This window comes from Neobacillus sp. GCM10023253, assembly GCF_042653105.1.
GTDB classification, from domain to species: domain Bacteria; phylum Bacillota; class Bacilli; order Bacillales; family Cytobacillaceae; genus Neobacillus; species Neobacillus citreus.
Window position 1 is genome coordinate 22,775 of sequence record NZ_JBHSHV010000026.1, and the last position, 19,044, is coordinate 41,818.

The 19,044-nt window shown below is 43.7% G+C and carries 20 protein-coding genes and 1 riboswitch; of the genes, 1 reads left to right on the forward strand and 19 read right to left on the reverse strand.

Going from position 1 to position 19,044, the window contains the following annotated elements:
* The 18 genes from ACFPA1_RS22785 to ACFPA1_RS22870 form a co-directional block, all read right to left on the reverse strand.
* Positions 1 to 624: a flagellar biosynthetic protein FliO gene (locus ACFPA1_RS22785; RefSeq protein ID WP_378585893.1), complete on the reverse strand. Its 624-nt coding sequence runs from the start codon at positions 622 to 624 to the stop codon at positions 1 to 3.
* 11 nt (positions 625 to 635) lie between these two features.
* On the reverse strand, positions 636 to 977 hold the full coding sequence (gene fliN, locus ACFPA1_RS22790; protein ID WP_378585896.1) for a flagellar motor switch protein FliN: 342 nt from the start codon (positions 975 to 977) through the stop codon (positions 636 to 638).
* A 162-nt stretch (positions 978 to 1,139) separates the two neighbouring features.
* Positions 1,140 to 1,574 (reverse strand): flagellar export protein FliJ, encoded by a 435-nt coding sequence (fliJ, locus tag ACFPA1_RS22795; RefSeq protein WP_378585898.1) that lies wholly within the window; start codon positions 1,572 to 1,574, stop codon positions 1,140 to 1,142.
* On the reverse strand, positions 1,571 to 2,899 hold the full coding sequence (fliI, locus tag ACFPA1_RS22800; RefSeq protein ID WP_378585900.1) for a flagellar protein export ATPase FliI: 1,329 nt from the start codon (positions 2,897 to 2,899) through the stop codon (positions 1,571 to 1,573). The genes fliJ and fliI overlap by 4 nt, the downstream gene beginning before the upstream one ends.
* Entirely contained in the window at positions 2,877 to 3,653 is a 777-nt protein-coding gene (locus tag ACFPA1_RS22805) for a FliH/SctL family protein (RefSeq protein ID WP_378585903.1), read from the reverse strand. The genes fliI and ACFPA1_RS22805 overlap by 23 nt, the downstream gene beginning before the upstream one ends.
* On the reverse strand, positions 3,643 to 4,641 hold the full coding sequence (gene fliG / locus ACFPA1_RS22810) for a flagellar motor switch protein FliG (protein WP_378585906.1): 999 nt from the start codon (positions 4,639 to 4,641) through the stop codon (positions 3,643 to 3,645). The genes ACFPA1_RS22805 and fliG overlap by 11 nt, the downstream gene beginning before the upstream one ends.
* A 1-nt stretch (position 4,642) precedes the next feature.
* Positions 4,643 to 6,256, reverse strand: coding sequence for a flagellar basal-body MS-ring/collar protein FliF (gene fliF / locus ACFPA1_RS22815; RefSeq protein ID WP_378585909.1), 1,614 nt, complete (start codon positions 6,254 to 6,256; stop codon positions 4,643 to 4,645).
* 133 nt (positions 6,257 to 6,389) lie between these two features.
* Positions 6,390 to 6,689, reverse strand: a complete 300-nt coding sequence (gene fliE, locus ACFPA1_RS22820; protein WP_378585912.1) for a flagellar hook-basal body complex protein FliE — start codon at positions 6,687 to 6,689, stop codon at positions 6,390 to 6,392.
* 13 nt (positions 6,690 to 6,702) lie between these two features.
* A complete protein-coding gene (gene flgC / locus ACFPA1_RS22825) occupies positions 6,703 to 7,149 on the reverse strand; it encodes a flagellar basal body rod protein FlgC (protein ID WP_378585915.1) in 447 nt (148 codons plus the stop codon).
* A 10-nt stretch (positions 7,150 to 7,159) separates the two neighbouring features.
* Positions 7,160 to 7,549 (reverse strand): flagellar basal body rod protein FlgB, encoded by a 390-nt coding sequence (flgB, locus tag ACFPA1_RS22830; protein ID WP_378585918.1) that lies wholly within the window; start codon positions 7,547 to 7,549, stop codon positions 7,160 to 7,162.
* 103 nt (positions 7,550 to 7,652) lie between these two features.
* A riboswitch (cyclic di-GMP riboswitch) is annotated at positions 7,653 to 7,740 on the reverse strand.
* Between the two features lie 119 nt (positions 7,741 to 7,859).
* The gene (gene fliS / locus ACFPA1_RS22835) at positions 7,860 to 8,246 is read right to left on the reverse strand and encodes a flagellar export chaperone FliS (RefSeq protein WP_378585921.1); all 387 of its coding nucleotides are present in this window, start codon (positions 8,244 to 8,246) and stop codon (positions 7,860 to 7,862) included.
* A 9-nt stretch (positions 8,247 to 8,255) separates the two neighbouring features.
* Complete coding sequence (locus ACFPA1_RS22840) at positions 8,256 to 8,609, reverse strand: hypothetical protein (protein WP_378585924.1); 354 nt, start codon at positions 8,607 to 8,609, stop codon at positions 8,256 to 8,258.
* A gap of 3 nt (positions 8,610 to 8,612) precedes the next feature.
* Positions 8,613 to 10,166: a flagellar filament capping protein FliD gene (fliD, locus tag ACFPA1_RS22845; protein ID WP_378585927.1), complete on the reverse strand. Its 1,554-nt coding sequence runs from the start codon at positions 10,164 to 10,166 to the stop codon at positions 8,613 to 8,615.
* A gap of 272 nt (positions 10,167 to 10,438) precedes the next feature.
* Positions 10,439 to 10,810, reverse strand: a complete 372-nt coding sequence (gene fliN / locus ACFPA1_RS22850) for a flagellar motor switch protein FliN (protein ID WP_213117551.1) — start codon at positions 10,808 to 10,810, stop codon at positions 10,439 to 10,441.
* 1 nt (position 10,811) lies between these two features.
* Entirely contained in the window at positions 10,812 to 11,729 is a 918-nt protein-coding gene (fliM, locus tag ACFPA1_RS22855) for a flagellar motor switch protein FliM (RefSeq protein WP_378585930.1), read from the reverse strand.
* Positions 11,730 to 11,808: 79 nt separating this feature from the next.
* Complete coding sequence (locus ACFPA1_RS22860; RefSeq protein WP_378585933.1) at positions 11,809 to 12,627, reverse strand: flagellar hook-basal body complex protein; 819 nt, start codon at positions 12,625 to 12,627, stop codon at positions 11,809 to 11,811.
* A gap of 21 nt (positions 12,628 to 12,648) precedes the next feature.
* Positions 12,649 to 13,074 (reverse strand): flagellar hook capping FlgD N-terminal domain-containing protein, encoded by a 426-nt coding sequence (locus ACFPA1_RS22865; protein ID WP_378585936.1) that lies wholly within the window; start codon positions 13,072 to 13,074, stop codon positions 12,649 to 12,651.
* Positions 13,075 to 13,089: 15 nt separating this feature from the next.
* Positions 13,090 to 14,205 (reverse strand): flagellar hook-length control protein FliK, encoded by a 1,116-nt coding sequence (locus ACFPA1_RS22870; RefSeq protein WP_378585939.1) that lies wholly within the window; start codon positions 14,203 to 14,205, stop codon positions 13,090 to 13,092.
* 148 nt (positions 14,206 to 14,353) lie between these two features.
* Between ACFPA1_RS22870 and ACFPA1_RS22875 the strand changes: the two genes are divergently transcribed.
* The gene (locus tag ACFPA1_RS22875; RefSeq protein ID WP_378585941.1) at positions 14,354 to 15,034 is read left to right on the forward strand and encodes a glucosaminidase domain-containing protein; all 681 of its coding nucleotides are present in this window, start codon (positions 14,354 to 14,356) and stop codon (positions 15,032 to 15,034) included.
* 50 nt (positions 15,035 to 15,084) lie between these two features.
* Here the strand turns inward: ACFPA1_RS22875 and ACFPA1_RS22880 are convergent, their stop codons facing one another.
* Positions 15,085 to 19,038, reverse strand: coding sequence for an OmpL47-type beta-barrel domain-containing protein (locus tag ACFPA1_RS22880; protein ID WP_378585943.1), 3,954 nt, complete (start codon positions 19,036 to 19,038; stop codon positions 15,085 to 15,087).
* Between the last annotated feature and the right edge of the window lie 6 nt (positions 19,039 to 19,044).

Below are 19,044 nucleotides of genomic sequence, written 5' to 3' on the forward strand. Positions count from 1 at the left end.
CTAGTCTTTTAGTTTGTTAATTGGAATACTCGTTTGGTTCACTTGATTGATTTGCGAAAGAAGGGTTTGCTCCCAGTCTTCCGTCTGTTGGGATTGTTTCTCAGCCCCTTTTTTAAAAAACTTTCTAATGTTAATGGGCTGTTTTTTTTGCTCAGTCTGTTCTACAAGCGATTGCATGATAAGGTCCTGTTCCTCACCTGGTTCGATTGTCTGCAGGAGGCGGACCTCGTTTCCGATGCCTAAAATGTACAAGGTTTTGCCAATCATGACCATTTGTACGGACTTACTGCCCCCTAATGGGTATCCGCCCAGCGAATGGATGGGACCTTGCGATAATATTGGTTTCGATTTCGATTTTAAAAATTTCAAGCATAACAGCAGCAGAATGATGATGGCTGCAAACGAAAATATAAATTTAATAAAGGATGGGACAAGGGACGGCTGCTGCGGCACTGTGGCAGATGGTGTCCCTTGTACGGTTTTGGTTTGCTGATCCTTGGAATAGGCATCGTACACTGTACGGTTGCCCTGTCCGAACACGACTTGATGATTATTAAATGAAGAAAAGAGGAATACAATTGCAAAGGCAAGGCTGATTTTTTTAAAAAAAGGAACTATCCGCAACTGGTTCACCTCTAATCGTTCATTCTTTCTTCACGTTCCTGCTTGGAAACAATATCGGTTATCCGGATGGCAAATTTTTCATCGACGACGACAACCTCTGCCTCCGCAACAGCCGAACCGTTAATGACGACATCCACATGTTCCCCAGCAAGCTTGTCTACCGGAATGATCACGCCCGGTTTAATCTTCAGGATGTCCTTCACCTTCATATGGGTCTTGCCTAGTTCAACGATGAGCTGTAGGTTTACATCTTCAATCGAATTTAGTTCATTTCCTACTCCGGAGGACTTTGCTTCATCAAAAAGAGGGGCAAATTGGACTGCTTTGATCTGTTTGATTTGTTTATCGTTCATTGGATTGCACTCCCTCTTGGTTTTTAGACTGTTTTCGTGATTTAAGCCCATTACAGGTCGGTTTCTTCATGTTAAATTCACTCTATCGGCGAATTTTTGAGTTCTATCAGCGAATTTCCGCATTCTATCGGCGAATTGAACAGTTCTATCGGCGAATCGAAATCATCTGTTGTGAAAATACCGAATAACCGCCATCTCATCTAACATATTTTGCTCGTCCCGTTTCACTTTCTCAGAATATTCATCAAAGGACTTTTCCCGCCAGGTTGACCAAACCTTTTCTTCCTGATTTTTCGATAGCAGCAGCTGGTTTTTTAGATTGAAATCCCTCGTCAAATCCGCTACCTTTCTCTTAACCCTCTCGATTTGCTTATCCAAAAAATAAAGGTATTGGTCTCTTTCCAGCATTTCCGTCACTCGAAGTGATGTCTTCTGCTCGAAATCTCGTAAATAACTTTCTTTCCGTTCCACAAGCTCAAGCAGTTCCCTCTCGGCTACTTCCTTCTTTTTTCGTGCGACATTCATCTCATTTAGAGCCGATTCTTTTTCTTTTTCCTTCATATTTAAGATCTTTTCAAACCGGAACTGAAAACTCATCTAGCCATTCCTCCAAATTGTTGAATCATCGCTGCAACCGCATCATCTAAATGAGAGGTTTCATTGACGCCCTGCTTCAAAAAGCTGTCTATCCAAACCTTGTACTTAATGGACAAATCAATTTCGGCATTCGTTCCTTGTTTATAGGCACCAATTTTAATTAGATCCTCTGCTTCTTTGTAAATAGCCATATGCTGCTTCAGAATTTCCGCGCTCCGCAGATGCTCCGGGTCCCCGATATCCTTCATCACCCGGCTGACACTGTTTAGCACATTAATCGACGGGAAGTGTCCCTGTTGCGCAAGCTTTCGGTCTAACACAATATGTCCGTCGAGGATTCCTCTAGCCGTATCAGCAATCGGCTCATTCATGTCATCGCCGTCCACCAGCACTGTGTAAAAAGCAGTGATTTCCCCGCGCGGTCCGGTACCGGCCCGTTCGAGCAGCTTCGGCAGCATCGCAAAAACGGAAGGGGTATATCCTTTCGTTGTCGGAGGCTCTCCGATTGCCAGCCCAATTTCCCGCTGCGCCATCGCATAGCGGGTGACCGAATCGAGCATCAGGTTGACACTCAACCCCTGGTCCCGAAAAAATTCCGCAATCGTTGTGGCGATGATGGCGCCCTTTATTCTCACCAAGGCAGGCTGGTCGCTCGTTGCCACAACCACGACCGATTTTTCCAAACCTTCCTTACCAAGGTCCCGTTCGATAAAATCAAGCACCTCCCGGCCGCGTTCACCGATTAGGCCGATGACATTGACATCCGCGCTGGTGTTCCGGGCAATCATCCCGAGCAAGGTACTTTTTCCAACGCCGCTCCCGGCAAAAATGCCGACTCGCTGGCCTTTCCCAACTGTGAGCAGCCCGTCAATCGCGCGGACCCCGACATTCAAAGGCGTATGTATTCTCGGCCGCTTTAACGGATTTGGAGGATTATTGTTGGTGTCGACCTCGACCAAACCGGACGGAAGCGGACTTTCATCCATTGGCTTGCCTAAACCGTCCAACACCTTTCCTAATAATTCCATGCCCACTTTGACGGTAAGCGGCTTCCCTGTTGAGACTACTTCACAACCAGGACCGATGGAAACAAGTTCCCCCAATGGCATTAGCAGAACCCGGTTTCCTTTGAAGCCTACGACTTCTGCTTCTAACGGCTTCTCTGATGAAGACGGATAAATAAGGCAGACATCGCCCAGCTTTACATCAGGCCCCTGCGATTCAATCGTCAAGCCGATGACTTGGGTGACTTTTCCGTTAAACTTAATCGGGTTGATGGTCTGCAGCGTTTGCAAGTATTTATCAATTTTCAAGAGCTTGTTCATACGTATCATCCCTCAGCGTCTTCAGGAGTGCCTGTTTGATTTCCTTCAACTGAACATCAATCCGGGCATCGATGCTTCCGTATGATGTGCGGATCACGCAGCCGCCTTCTTCAATCGAATGTTCCGGCAAGATTTTCACCTCTACCTGCCCTTCCACAGATTCGAGGATTTGCTGGCGCTGGTTTTGCACAAACTCATAATCATCTGGACTGACACAAATCGAAATCGTCGACCGCTCATTCGAATACAGTAGGCTCTGCTTGATCAGATGAAGAAGCACCTCCGGGTTTGCTGCCAATTCCTTATGGATTACCTTGGCCGCAGTTTGAATGGATAAATCAATGACAAACGGCTCGGACTCCTTAATAATGGCCTTTTTCTCTTCATACGCTTTTTCGAGCACTTCCTGGGCCAGCTCGATTCTACCGGAATAGTCGTGATGAGCTTGCTGTAAGCCTTCTTCATAGCCCTGCTGGAATCCCTGCTGCTTGATTTCTTCCAGCTGTGCTATCACTTTTTCCTGCTCTAATAGCTTCCACTTCTCCAGCTCTTCGGCCGCTTGTTCTTTTTCCATTGCCGCCTTCATTTGGGCTTGGAGGACAATTTCCGCCGCCTGCTGTTCCGCTTCCTGGATAATTTCCTCGGCGCTTTGATCCGCAAGAGGGAAATAAGCGTCCTTTCCTTTATGCAAAGACAAATATTTCGTCTCAATAACAGGCGAGATGAATGTAGCTTTAAAAAGATTAGATGACAATTTCCTCCACCCCTCGCTCTATGATGATGGAGCCTTCTTCTTCGAGCCTGCGAATGATGCGGACAATCCGTCCCTGCGCTTCCTCCGCTTCCTTTAAGCGGACAGGACGGTCGAATTGACTTTGTTCCTCGAGCGCCTCGGCACGTCGTTTGGAGATATTTTTAAAAATAGCTTCTTTGAGGTCTTCGCTGGCAATTTTCAATGCCAAGTATAAGTCTTCACCGTCCACATCCCGTAAAATCCGTTGAATCGAATGATTGTCGAGTAGAGCGATATCTTCAAATACAAACATTTTCCCTTTGATTTCTTCGGCTAGACCCGCATTTTGCCTGCTCAACGATTCTAAAATATGCTTTTCCGTGCTTCGGTCCACCCCGGTCAGGATATTGACAATATTGTCAATCCCGTTATTGACTGAATAATCCTGCGAGGTCGTCGTGGACAGCTTTTCCTGCAGCACTTCCTCGACCTGCCTGACCACCTCAGGCGAAACTGTGTCCATCAAAGCAATTTTTGTGGCGATTTCCGCCTGCTTTTCCGGTGAAAAAGAAGACAGAATCGCGGAGGCCTTTTTCGGCTCCAAATAAGAAAGAACGAGTGCGATGGTTTGGGAATTTTCATATTGCAAAAGGTTGAGTATTTGAACTGGCTCCGCCTTTTGCGCAAAGTAAAAAGGCTTCTTTCGATTCTTTTCGGAGGAGCGGTTCAGCATCTCCTTCGCCTTTTCTTCGCCAAAGGAGAGTGCGAGCACATCCTTGGCAAAGTGCTCACCGCCTGTCGACACGACCTTCCGCTCAGATGCCATTTGGTAAAATTCTCTGAGCACATCTTCCTTCACCTTGGCATCGATCCATTGAAGATGGGCAATCTCCTTTGTAATCAATTCCACTTCGTCTTCCTTCAGCTGTTTCAAAATTGCTGAAGACCCCTCTTTCCCCAAAGCAACCAAAAGAATCGCAACTTTTTGAATTCCCGTTAACTTCCGCATGTTATCCCTCCTTTTCTTCCTTTAACCAGTACCGTAACAGGTCGACAAATTCATCCGTATTTTTACCAGCCAATTGATTTAATTCGTTTTGCACTGATTCCTTTTTGTTAATGATAGGCTCAAATTCGGTAAGCTTTTTCATTTCTAAAAATTCTGAGGCTGACTCCATGTCCTCTTTCTTTCTCCTTCTAAGCAGGGAGGCAAGAATTAAACCACCGACCAAAAGGAGACCTAATGCTGCTGCTCCAATCCAGATATAATTCATATAAGTTGCCTTTTGACTTAAATCCGTCTTGGCAGGTGTCAAATCCTTTTTACCGGCAAATTCTCTCGGGAATACGGTGATGCGATTGTTGATATCGGCATCCGTTAGCCCTTTATTGTCCTTAATCGCTGTCCGTACTACGTTGGCAATAATATTTCGGATATTATCCTGCGTATCCGCTGTTAAGGATGCAGGATTTTTCGGATTCGGCGGTTCCACTCCGACGTTAATGGTCAAATCGTCAATCGTATACGGACTTTCGACCATTTCCTTTGTAATCCGGTTGAATTCATAGTTGACGCGATTAACTTTTTCCTGGTAGTCATTTTTTCCGCCGCTTCCTTCAGCAGCATAGGCAGGCACATCGCCTTCACCGGTGCCGTCTACACCGCTCGGAACGGCCCCCTCGCCGCTGTAGGATTTCGTGACCTCTTCAACACTAACGGCCATTCCCTTATCGGAATTCGGGAGCGGTTCGACTAAGTTTTGCTGCGTCTTCACCTGGTCGAAATTCAGCTTCACAAAGGTCTGGACCAGCACCTTATCCTGCCCAAGCATCGTGCCGAGCATCTGCTGGATGCTGCGCTGAATGTCTGCCTCTACCTTTTGCTTGATTTCCCGTTGGCTTTCATAGCTATCTACCCCGGCAAAGGCATTATCGCCTGACTGCGGCAAGGAAAGAAGCTGGCCATTTTCATCGGTGATGACGATGTTTTCTTCAGGCAGATTCGGAATGCTCTTCGATGCCAAATGGTATAGAGCTTTAATCTGCTGTTTTTCCAATTGATAGCCGGGCTCGAGGTCAACAATAATCGATGCACTGGCTTTCCCTTCTTCCTCGGGCCGAATAAACACGCTGTCCTTTGGAAGAGTAATCATGACCTCCGCATTTTTGACGCCGTTGATTTTCGTCATCAAATTGGCCAGCTGCCCTTGAATGACCTCTCTCTCGATGGCATCAAGTTCGCGATCAGTGACGCCGAATTTCAAATCCTTGGTCTGTTCTGAAAAACTGATCGGACCGCTTTTTGGAAACCCTTCTGCCGCCAAGTTGACGATCAGATCTGCAGATTGCTCTTTTGGAACGAGAATTTGCGTGCCATTGTTGGTCACTTCTATGTCCGTGACCCCCTGCTTTTCCAAGACGGCCTTAATCTCGCCAATTTCTTTTTGACTCAAACTATTGGCATACAAAGGAACAAGGCTGGGCTTGGAAAAATAAAAAATACCAAAGCTGAGCAGGGCCACTAGTAAAATAAACGTCCCGATATATAATGTTTTATTTTTCTTGCTCGCGTTTTTCCAAAACTGCGAGAGTTTTTCCTTGAAATCATTTAATTTCTGATTCATAAGCCCTCCGCTATGCTAGCCAAGAATCGACTGCACCTTTAAAACCTGCATTCTCATGACTTCCTGATAAGGTTGTGCAAAGGAACCAACCCTTTGCTTCTGAAAAGTGATGCACAAGAACCGTCCCCATGCCTCAAACTTGCATTCTCATGATTTCTTGGTAGGCTTCGACTACTTTGTCCCTTACTTGGGTTGTCAGCTGCAGGGCGATTTGTGCTTTTTGTGCAGCTATGGTGACGTCATGGATATTTTTTATTTCACCTATGGCTATTTTTTCGGACATGTTTTCCGATTGGACAATCGTTTCATTTGCTTTCTGTAAGGCCTCGCTTAACGAGTTCGAAAAAGAGGTGCCTGACACGGAAGCGGGCTGCGTATTTTGCGCTTTTCCCACCAAAGAGGTTTGCGCCGGAAACAGCTGATCAATTCTCATTTTTTAACACTCCTTATCTGCCAATATCTAAAGCTTTCAGTGACATACTTTTTCCGACATTAAAGGCTGTGATGTTCGCCTCATAAGTACGGGAGGCAGTCATCAGGTCGACCATTTCTTTTGTAATGTCAACGTTTGGCATCATCACGTAGCCTTCATTATTGGCATCGGGATGGGTCGGGTCATAAACCGTCCGAAACGGAGTCTTGTCTTCTACGATTCTTGTAACCTTGACCCCATTTGAATTCATTTCATTTTGCAAGAATTGGCTGAACGGAGTTCCTCCCGTCCCATTCGCTTGCACCTCGACCATCTTCCGCCGGTAAGGCATCCAGACCCCATCCACCAATTGGCCCCGAGTGGTCGTCGCATTGGCGATATTGGAGGAGATTGTATCCATTTTTAACCGCTGGGCGGTTAGGGCTGAAGAACTAATATTTAAGGGTTGGAACATCGACATTATGAATCACCTACCTGCTCTTAATTGCTGTTTTGAGTAAATTGAATTCTTCGCTTATCTGGTACGATAATGTTTGGTACCAAATCGAGTTTTTGGTCAACTCCGTCATCTCACTATCCATATCCACCCCATTGCCGCTATTTTGCAACACAGTAGGTTCCTGGGTAATCAAAGGCTGGCTTGAAGCAGCTATGCCGATTGGGATATGCTTGGCATTGGTTCTCTTCCCGTCAAAGCCAGTACCGGAAAGTTCTTGTTTTAAAATGTCTTCAAAAATAACTTTTTGGGGTTTATAGTTTGGGGTGTTCACATTGGCGATATTGTTGGAAATGGCATTATGTCTTAACACAGAGGCATTTAAAGCACGTTGCACTAGATTGATGTTTTGAAGTATCGACATGGGTCAGCTCTCCTATAAAAATTCAGAATATTTAAATTTTAATTTTTAGGACATAAAAAAGACCATTCCGAAGAATAGTCTAATAGGGTAAACTATGAGTCTCTTCGGCAACTGGCTGGCGTAATCCATTAGGATCCTTAGCCCCTATAGCTTTGCGTCGCTGGGTTTCCCCAGGTTTGCTATTATCGGATTGTATTTGTCGATTTTTGGAAAATCATATTGTCGAATTTTTCCTACAAAAATAATAATACAATGGTTTTAGTCAGTTGACAACAAATTTAATTAAAAAGGCCTACTTAACTAAAATTAGTTAAGCAGGCCGTACTATTTTCAGCGCTTCTTTCCAGGTATCCTGCAGTTCTGTAAACATTTTTTCCACTTCGATTAACAGCTGCTCGTCCTTTTTGATATTCGCCTCTATTAACTTTTCCTTCATGTAATCGTAAAGTACTACAAAAGATTTTGAGATTTCGATATCCATATTCAGGGTTACCATTAATTCGGAAACAATTTTTTGAGCCCGCTGGATTCGGTCATTCGCCCTTTGCCAGTCTTTTTTCTCCATCGCTATTCTGGCCTGAAGGATAAATTTAATCGCCCCGGTATATAACAAAAGGGGCAACTCTTCTTTTTTCGCATATAGTACTTGATTATTTTCGTAAGATTGATAGGCATTGTTCAGAGCCAAAAGTCTCACACCTTCCCTTTATTTTCGCTTATCGTAAAAAATCCCGCTTACCGAAGCAGCAACCGGTTCTCCGTACTGCTGTTTAATGGTTTTCTCTTTTTGGAGAGAACCAATCACCGCAAGAATCGTTTGCTTGGCCCTAGTTAATTTTTCCTGAAGCTTTCGTTCTAACGGGTGAATGCGCCGGAGCTCTTCCTTGATGGCTTCGCTCATGAGGATGGCTCCGTTACGTTGATCTAGCTCGTTTACTTTCTCAATGCACTGGTCCCGTTCTTGGAGCAGCTGTTCAATAAGTTCTACTTCATCCGTTTCTAGTAGATTGCTTGTCAGCTGATAGTACTCTTTTAAAAACTGCTCTTTTTGTTTCTCCATCGATTACATTCCACCACCCATTTGCTGCATCAGCCAGCTGCTTTGCGTATTCGATTTCTGGATGGCCTGCTCCATCGCAGTGAACTGCTTCCAGTAATAGCTTTCCTTTGTCTGCAGGCGTTTCTCCCAGGAATCAATCTGATCATCCAGCCGCTTTAATGCCTTGGAAAGGTAAGTGTCACTCGAATAACCGGCCGTCTTCGTTATGTCCTTCATCGTCTCATTTAGCTGGTCATACAACCGCCAGGCGACCCCGCTGTTTTGAAACTCTTCGGCATTGTTTACCGTGTTGTTGGTGGAAGCCCCTATGTCGTATTTTTTTGAAAAAAGCTGGGCGACTTGGTCTAGATTATTTTCCAGTGCCGCTTTCAATTTCGTTTCATCGATGACGAGCTTGCCATTATCCCGGTAGTTAGTACTTGAGGTGATGCCGATTTCCGCCAGCGTATCGAAGTCACTGTTCATTATGGCAGGGTCTTTGTCACTGACTTTGGAATAGAGGATGGACCGCATTTTGTCGAGAGCGGAGGCAATCATCTGGTCATTTGATAGTAGGCCGCTCTTTGCTTTTTCCTCCCACAGCTCGATTTCTTTGTCCTTCATATCCTTCTTCTGGTCATCTAACAAAGGGGTATAGTCTTTATAGCGCTTTTCGCCCAATTTGTCGTGAAGGGTTTTGATTGTTTCGTTGTATTTGTCGACGAAGCCTTTGATGCTGTCAAAAATCGCATCAACGTCCGGTTTCTTCGTAACAGTGACATTGCTTCCGGCCGGCAGTTCGGTTTTTAGGTTAAACTGGATGCCGTCGTAGGTAAATTGGTTGCTTTTGATCGTGATGATCGTTCCGTTAATGGTGACCTCGCCGGGTGTTGATGAGACGGGCGAGGTACCGACGGCCCCGCTGGCGTTTCCTGCTGGGAAGTCATTCTGCTGGCTGCCCACCGTACCCGCTGCAATCTTAAGCACGTTTGAGCTGTCGGATACATTGGCAATGCTGATACCCATCTGGTCATCCTTTGAGGTGAAAATAATCGCGTTATCGCCGCTGGAATACGTGGCCGTCACCCCTGTTTTCGCGGATAAGGCATTGATTTTTGTAATCGAGCTTTGGATTGTATCCTGTGCAGTAAAGCTGATAGGTTCGTTGTTTAGGGTAAAACTAAATCCCGAACCTAGTTCGGCTTTATCATTGGCTACTCCTGCCTGTGCGAATTTGACAGAGGAAGGTGTACCCGGCTGATAGAGTTTTGCCGAGGAAATCACATATTCGCTTCTGCTTGGGGTGCCTGTTAGGGACGCGTCGACCCTGGCCGAGTCAGAAGATGACAGCTTGCTTTTTTGAAAAGTGGACTCCAGCCTTAGTGCTTCCATCGAAGACCGCAAATCCAGAAATTTGGTATTCAAATCGCGGTACGCATCCATTTTCCATTCCGTCATCGTTTTATTTTGGATTACTTTGTTTAAGGGGATTTTTTCTGCGTTCATTAATTTGGTCACAAGCGCCTCGGTATCCATCCCGGACGCAAGACCGGATAAGCGAAGATCATTTGAAATCATTTGGAAATCCTCCGTACCATCATTTCTTTGCTTTTAATAAAAATAACGGCAGGTTTTGGGGGAACGTTTAGTTTTTTTGAAAACTTTGGGGAGTGGAGGGGCCGGATATAGGATTCGCGGATAAATTTTAGAATTCGCCGATATATTCGGAAATCCGCGGATATATTTAAAAATTCGCTGATATATTCGGAAATTCGCAGATATCGGTAAAAAATCCGCGGATATATTTAGAATACAGAAAAATAGAAAGGCCGCGACAGCCTTTCTGGAGGTTAATTGATTGTTTTATTTAAAATTTCCGTGATTCTAATCCCAAAATAATCGTCGATGACGACCACTTCGCCTTTTGCGACAATTTTTCCGTTGATCAGGACATCGACTGGCTCGCCGGAGACACGGTCCAGTTCGATAATTGAGCCTTGTGTGAGTTCGAGGATTTCGTTAATTTTCTTTTTCGTCCGGCCCAGCTCCACAACCAGCTCCAACGAAATATCCATGAGCAAATCCAAATTAACGGAGTCATCCGTTTCCCGCTTTTGCGGTTCATCCGGCAAGTCTTGAAAAATAAACGGCTTCGTTTCCTTTTCGGTATCGCCTAATAGAGCTTCCAATTCTTCTCTTGAAATTTTCCCCTCGTTACTCATCTTATTTTCCCTCTTTTTCTAAAACAGTTTCGATTTCGGCTGCCAGCCGTGTCTTCTTCACACCCGGTTTGACAAAGAATTTCACTTCTTTTCCGACCTTCGCCTTTAACGGTTCATCATACAACTGATTCAACTGGATGACATCCCCGACGTTTAACGATAAAAACTCTTCAATCGAAATCTTCGAGCGCCCCAGTTCAACGCTTAACGGGATCTCAAGTTCTTCAATTTTGGACTTTAACAGCTTGGATTCCTGCGTGCTTTTGGCATGGCTTCGGGTCGAGAACAATTGATAGGATGATAGCTTTGGCAAAAACGGCTCCAAAATGATATACGGAATGCAAATGTGCATTTTTTCCGTCACATCACCGATTTTAATCGTAAAGGCAATCACAATCACGGTTTCATTCGGGATCGCGACCTGTAAAAACTGTGGATTCGTTTCTATCTCAAACACCTTCAAATCGACGTTCATGAGATCTTTCCACGATTTCTGCAAGTTTTCTACAAAGCCCTCGAACAGCTTATGAAGAATTTTATTCTCAATTTGCGTTAACGTTGTTTTATCCCCGGAGGCTGCCGAAAGCTCCCGGCCGCCGAGCAGACGATTGAGGATGGCATATGCCATTTGCGGCTTTAATTCCATAATCATGCGCCCTTTTTCGGACGTTTCAAAAACGTTTAAAATTGTATAAGCCGGCAGCTCCTTGATGAATTCCTCGTAAAGCATTTGATTGACCGACACCACATCCACTTGCACGATCGTTCTTAATTGCGTCGAAATCGAGGAAGCCAGTTGATAAGCGAAATTATCATGGATTCTTGTTAACACGCGAACCTGCTCCATCGATAGACGAAGCGCTTTTTTAAAATCATAGACTTTGACATCTTGGCTGTTTTGAATGATTTTTTCTTTCATTGCGTAGGTTCCACCACCATAAAAATGATGCGAAGGGAAAGCAGAAATACTTTCCCTCCCTTATAAAAATTCGAAACTATTAACGCTTTAAATTTACCAATTCTTCCAAAATCGAATCGGACACGGTAATCACCTTGGCATTCGCCTGGAAACCGCGCTGTGCGGTAATCATTTCGGTAATCTCTTCGGATAGGTCCACGTTTGACATTTCCAGCTGGCCGGAAACAATTTGCCCGGCATGGTTATCTGAACGCTTCGCAATCAGATTATCGATATTGGTTTCTGTATCGGAATTTCCTGTTAATTCATACAGGGAACCGCCCACTTTTTTCAAGCCGCCTGGATTGGAAACAACAACCGTGCCTAAAGTGGCAATCTCATCGGCGGTGCCAGCAGGAGTGACCCCTTTAATAACCCCATTATAATCAATGGTGTAGGAAACATAAACATCTGAATTAACTTGGATAGGATTTCCAACAGAATCCAGCACTTTATATCCTTGTGGATTCACGAGGTTGCCGGCGCCATCCCGGTCAAAGTTGCCGGCCCGTGTTAAGTACTTTGCCCCGCTGTCGCTTTGCACCACGAAAAATCCATCCCCATCCATGTACAAGTCGGATGATAGATTCGTAGTCGTTGGACTTCCAGCCATGTGAATCGTGTCAATTGATGCCGTTTTTACACCTAACCCAATTTGCACAGGATTTGTTCCGCCCGATCCCCCGACCGGATCCGGTGATGAACTGCCGCGGACAGTCTGGCTTAACACATCTTGAAACATGATACGGCTTTTCTTATAACCAACCGTATTCACGTTGGCGATATTGTTACCAATGACATCTAATTTGTTTTGGAACGCCTTCATACCAGATACACTTGAATTTAAAGAACGAAGCATGTTACCTACCTCCAGAGTTTGTTAGTTTTGGTTTTTTGCAGAAATGATTGATTCGATCGGAATCTCTTGGTCATTTATTTTATAAAAAAATTGATTGTCTTTTTTGATGACCCCATTTATGATGCCGCTCGCCTGAAGACCTGTTTCGGCATCCAGCCAGGACGCTTCCTTGCTGATCATTTGGGAATAGTAGCTGATATCTTTCGTGTTTGAGTTGGCGAATTGGGCAAAGGCCTGATTTAAATTGGACATCTGTTCAAGGGTGCTAAATTGGGCCAGCTGAGAAATAAATTCCCGGTCCTCCATTGGCTGGGTCGGGTCCTGATTCCGCAATTGGGTAGTCAGCAGTTTCAGGAAAGCATCCTTGCCTAATGAATTTGTGGCTTGGTTTGTCTGTTTCGTACTGAACGTATTCGAGAATGGTGTTGTTGTATTTACCGATGTCATGTTCTTCATCTCCTTTTATGCAAGAATATTAATCGTCGTATCGGACTCTCTATGCATATATGTGTCAATCGTGTTATGGCTTTGATAAAACTCATCACGATTCACTTTCTTTTTGGGCTGGCGCTGCTGCGATTGGTCCTGCTGCGACCGACTCTCCTGCTGGGATAAATTATGTAACATCTGGCCGCTTTGGGCGACTTCAATTTTATCCACTTGAAAGCCTTGCTGCTGCAAGGAAGCCTTCAAAAGTGACATTTGCGAATCTAGCATTTCTTTTCCATGAGCGGTGTCCGCCAGAAATTGCGCCGTTACCTGCCCCTTTTGAATAACAATTTTTATATCAATCTCCCCAAGGTGCTCCGGCGTCAGTGAAAATTTCGCTTCGATGATGTCAGAGCTCTTTTGTAGATTGGTATGGTTCTTTAATAAGCCCATCACCTCTGCTGCCAGTTGTTCCTTAGAAACCTTTGTTAAGTGGGTAGGTTCATTCTTAGCAACTGGCTGGTCTGCACCTCCCGGGCGAGTTAGGGATTGAAAAATAACTTCTTTTCCGTCGAATTGCTGCTGTTTGAAATCAGAATCGGGTTCAATTTTAGAACCAGGTGGATTTTGCTGTGTCTCGACCGCATTCTGTGGCAGGCGAACTTGCTCCCGCACAAATTGGATTGGTTGTTGAAGCGGGTTTTGCACCTGAACAGTGTTTTGATTTGATTTAAGCTGTTCCTGAAATGACTTTATTAATTCTTGAGCTTGCTTCTGGCCCAATATTCCTTCTAGCTCCGTTTGCAGCGCCGGTAATGCTTGCTTCCCTTCGTTGTGGGCAGCCCCCGCAATCGTAGTTTGAAGAGGAGCAAGTGCAGGATTCGTCTTTTCAAAAAATGAACTGATAAAAGCAAGAAAATCATCTCGAGTTTGTTGCTCGTTGTCTTGGTCCTGTTCCTGATTTGATGCGTCAGGCTGCTCTAAGACCTGGTCAACCATCGAGATAAGATTCTGAGGTGAACCTGTCCCATTTTTCAATGCATTCAACAGCTCCATAAATGAACCTGGCTGTTGATTTTCCGGCTTACTGCTGCTAGTTTTCTCTGATAATTTGTGGCTTGTGGAACTCATCGAAGTGGATGGAATCACAAATTATTCTCCTTTCCGGCGAAAGTAGTTTAATCATAAACAAAAAAATTTGTATTTTCTATCATTTAAATTTTTAAAAAAATAGAGTAATATATATTAAAAACGGTTATTGTTTCCAATTACCAATTAATTCGCAGAGGTATTTATCATGAGTTATAGTCCAGTTTCTTCTGAGTGGTTTAAAAATATGGCCCTGCTTTCGATTTCAAAAAGCCTTAGTGGAAAGGGCATCAGCAGTGAAGCGAGCCTTTTTCCGACAGGTAATATGTTTACGAATTTGCTGCAGGCTGTTTTGAGTGGGCAAGACCAGCAAAATACGTTTGTCCCTAAGAATTCGAGTGGGTCCTTTATTACGAACAACTCTCCTATTCTGAATGGGATGAAAGATTACTCACATTTACTTGATGATAATATGACATTAGGTTTTACTGATGTTTCAACTGATAAATTAAATAGTGCCCTTAAAGGCAAATTGAGCAATATGGGCGAATTTTTTGTTGAAGCCGGACGAAGATATAATATCAATCCTAATCTGCTGGCATCCATCGCCGTTCATGAATCTGGCAACGGCAAGTCCCATGCGGCCAATGTAAAAAATAATATCGCCGGCATGATGGGCAAAAATGGCCTGTGCCAATACGAATCTGTTGCGGACAGCATTGCTGACATGGCCCGTAACCTAAGACAAAATTATTTGGACAAGGGCTACGATACGATTGCCAAAATCGGTGCCAAATACGCTCCCGTCGGCGCCGCGAACGACCCAACCGGGTTGAATAACAACTGGGTCAAGGGTGTTAACAACTTTTTCTATTCGTTTACAGCGTAATCTATAAAGAGGCTGCCCCTTTCTAGGCTTTGGGGCAGCCTCTTTTTTAATTATTTAATAACCTTTACAGTTGTGCTGCCAACGACAAGATAGCCGTCAACCATCGCCCGGAATTCTAAAAATTCTTCTTTGTCATCCCAAACAAAATCTTCACGATTAAATTTGAATTGACCCTTTTTGGCTTGGTTTTCTAAGCCTTTGCTGTCGTTATTAGCTTGAACGCCATTCAGTTTTGCTGTTGATAAATCAACATTTGCGAAGCTATATGGCTTCGGCAGTGACACCTGAACCGTGAAAACGCCTTTGTTGCCGTTCATGACTTTTGGTAGAACTTCAATCGTTGCCGGGATATAAACGGAAACCGTCTTTGTAACTGTCGTTTTTAGGCCGGCATTATCAATGGCAGTGATTTTGAGCGTATAAGTGCCTGGTTTATCGAGTGTAACTTTACCAGTCGTGTTCACTACACCATTGACTTCCACAGATGTCTCTTTAATGCCAGAGAGATTGTCTGTTGCTTGGTAGCTTAGGTCTAGAACTGTACCAAGGGCATATTCCTTTGAAAAATCAGCCGTAATCGTTGGTGCTGTTTTATCGATTTTAACCGCTGCTGTCTTCGTTTCTTCAACATTGCCTGCTTGATCGACGCTGTAGAAGGAAACCGTATGGAGGCCTTCGTTTGCAACAGTGAAGCTTGTGCCTTCAGCGATTTCAGAACCATCGATAGAATAATAGGTTGACTTGACGCCGCTTAAATTGTCGGTTGCAGTTAACCCTACATTCACTGTGTCTGTATACCATTTATCCTCAATATTGCTTACAGTTGTTGGAGCAGTTTTATCTGTTTTCACTTCAACCGTCTGACTTTCTTCAACATTTCCAGCATTGTCGATGCTATAGAAAGTAATCGTGTTGAGACCTTCTTGATCAAGAACAAAGCCGGTACCTTCTGTAAAATCAGAGCCATTGATAGAGTAGTAGGTGGCTTTCACTCCGCTTAGGTTATCGTTGGCAGTAAGCTCCACATTTACTCCGTCTGTGTACCACTTGTCCTCTACATTGCTTACTGTTGTTGGAGCGGTTTTATCCACCTTAACCTCAACAGTTTGTTTTTCCTCTACGTTTCCGGCGTTGTCCACGCTATAGAAAACAATCTTGTTGACGCCTTCTTTTTCGACCTCAAAGCTGGTACCTTCAGCTAACTCAGAACCATTGATAGAGTAATAGGTTGCTTTCACTCCGCTTACATCATCGGTCGCTGTTAACCCTACGTTCACAGTATCTGTGTACCACTTGTCCTCAACATCGCTTACTGTCGTTGGAGCAGTTTTATCCACTTTAACCTCGACTGTTTGTTTTTCCTCGATGTTTCCGGCATTGTCTACGCTGTAATAAGTAACCGTGTTTACACCTTCGTTATCAAGCACAAAATTATTGCCTTCGGCAAACTCAGAACCATTGATTGAGTAGTAGGTTACTTTCACGCCGCTTAAATCATCGGTGGCTGTAAGCTCTACGTTCACTGCCTCTGTATACCATTTGTCCTCGACATTACTTACTGTTATTGGAGCGGTTTTATCTACTTTAACCTCAATGGTTTGTTTTCCCTCGATGTTTCCAGCATTATCGACGCTGTAAAAAGTAATCTTGTTGACGCCTTCTTTATCGAGTACGATATTGCTGCCCTCTTGGAAGTCAGAACCATTTACGGAATAGTAAGTAGAATGAACGCCTGATAGATTGTCAGTTGCTGTTAGTTCAATCGCAACATCCTGGCTGTACCAGTTTCCAGTTGTATTAGCAATAGTTTGCGGTGCCGTTTTGTCGATTTTTACTTCAACTGTTCTTACTGCCTCAACGTTGCCTACATTGTCAACGCTGTAAAAAGAAACGGTGTGGACGCCTTCTTTTTCAAGAGGAAAGCTGGTTCCTTCCGTAAATTCAGAGCCATCAACAGAATAATAAGTTGCTTTCACGCCGGACAGATTGTCGGTGGCGGTTAACTCAGCTTGTACGTCCTTGTTGTACCAATAAGCACTAGTATTGATCACGGTTTGCGGTGCCTCTTTATCGACCTTAACTTTTACCGTTTTCACTTCTTCCACGTTGCCAGCGTTATCTACGCTAAAGAAAGAAACAGTGTGGACACCTTCTTTATCAAGAACAGCATTGGTACCTTCTACAAATTCTCCAAGATCAATAGAATAGTAGGTTGTCTTGACTCCACTTAGGTCGTCCGTTGCAGTTAACGTGACGCTGACATCATCTTTTGACCATTCTAGGTTGGTTACAGCGGTTGTTACAGGCGGTGTGACATCGGAAGGTTTGTCGATGTCTACTGTAACGGTTGCATAGTCGATAGATTCTGTGCCGTCTGCTGTTACTGGGACGATTTGGTACTCGTGGGTGCCTGCATCTTGAGGAGTTTCCACTGTATAATTTACATCAGTAGTTGTTCCTACAAGGATACGTTCACCGTTTACCACTTCATAAACGTTATATTTGTCCGCTTCTGGAACTGCTTCCCATGATAGGTTTAATGAATCTCCATTAACTTCGGGTTGGCTTGCTTGAGGTGCCGGTAATACAGGAAACACTTCTACTACAACAACATTTGAAAAGGCTGATTTACCGAAACGGTCCGATTTGGCAATGACGGTGTATTCGTGTTTGCCTTGAGCTAAATCAGTTGCATAATAAGAATTTTTTGTTGTTGTTTGGATTAATACAGGTTCACCATCTACTAATTTATAAACTTCGTATTCAGTTACATAAGGAGCAGTAGACCAGCTAATAAATGCGCTGTTTGGAGTATCCTTCTCAATGGAGGCTTTTGGTGCCTGCATTTCCGGGAATACAACTGATACATTGTAAATTTTCGGGACAGATTCGCCAAAACGATCGCTCACTGATACGATCTCAAATGTATAGTCACCTTCCGGCAGATTACTAAAGTAATACGAACGATTAGAGGTGGTTGTTATCAATTGTTTTTGGCCATTGATTACTTGATAAAGTTTATATGTGTCGGCATATGCCGCAGAAGACCACATAAGCAAAAGATCGTTCCCATTATAGAAATATGGGTAAACTTGATTAGGCGGAAGCATTTCCGGGTAGGCAATAGTAACCGTAATTGTGCTTACAACGGTTGATTCACCATATTTGGAACTATAAGAGGTGACTTCATAAACATTTACACCTTCTGGAACGTTAGTTACATATTGTTTTGTATCAGTTGTAGTGGTTATTAACTTTCTTTCACCATCGACAATTTGATATATACGATAGGAATCAGCATATGTTACATCATTCCATCTTAAAATAACATTACTAAAATCATTGATATAAGAAGTTAAACCGCTCGGTGCGGCCATATCTGGAAAAACAACATTAACAACTAAGGAAGTTGGGGCTGATTCTCCATACTGTGTATTAAAAGACGTGATCTCATAAACGTGTTCACCTTCAGAAACATTAGTAAAATATTGATACCCTTTTGATGGTGAAGCCAGTAATTCCCTTTGGCCATTTTTAACTTCATAGACTTTGTAGTTTGTAGCAAACTCAACTAGGTTCCACTTTAATGAAACATCATTGCCGTTCATAATATTTGAAGTTACGCCGCTAGGTGCTTGCATATCAGGATAGTTAATTTCAACATTTAATAATGTTGAATACGGAGACTCTCCTGTGCTATTATAAGCCGTTACCGTATACGAGTGAGTTCCTTCTGATACACTTGCCACGTACAAATAAAGGTTTGTTGTTTGTTTCTTTAAGACATATTCTTCCCCTACTTTTTCATATACGCGGTATCCACTTGCGCCGGTTATCCCGTCCCATCTTAAAATGATATTATCTATACCATCGAGAGAGTAGCGCAAATTTGCTGGAGCCGTAGTTAGATTACTCGCTGCAAATGCCGATGTAATCGGTGAAAATAATTGCAAAAACAATGCAAATAATACAAGGAAAGATAATTTCCTTCTTACTTTTCCCATACCTTT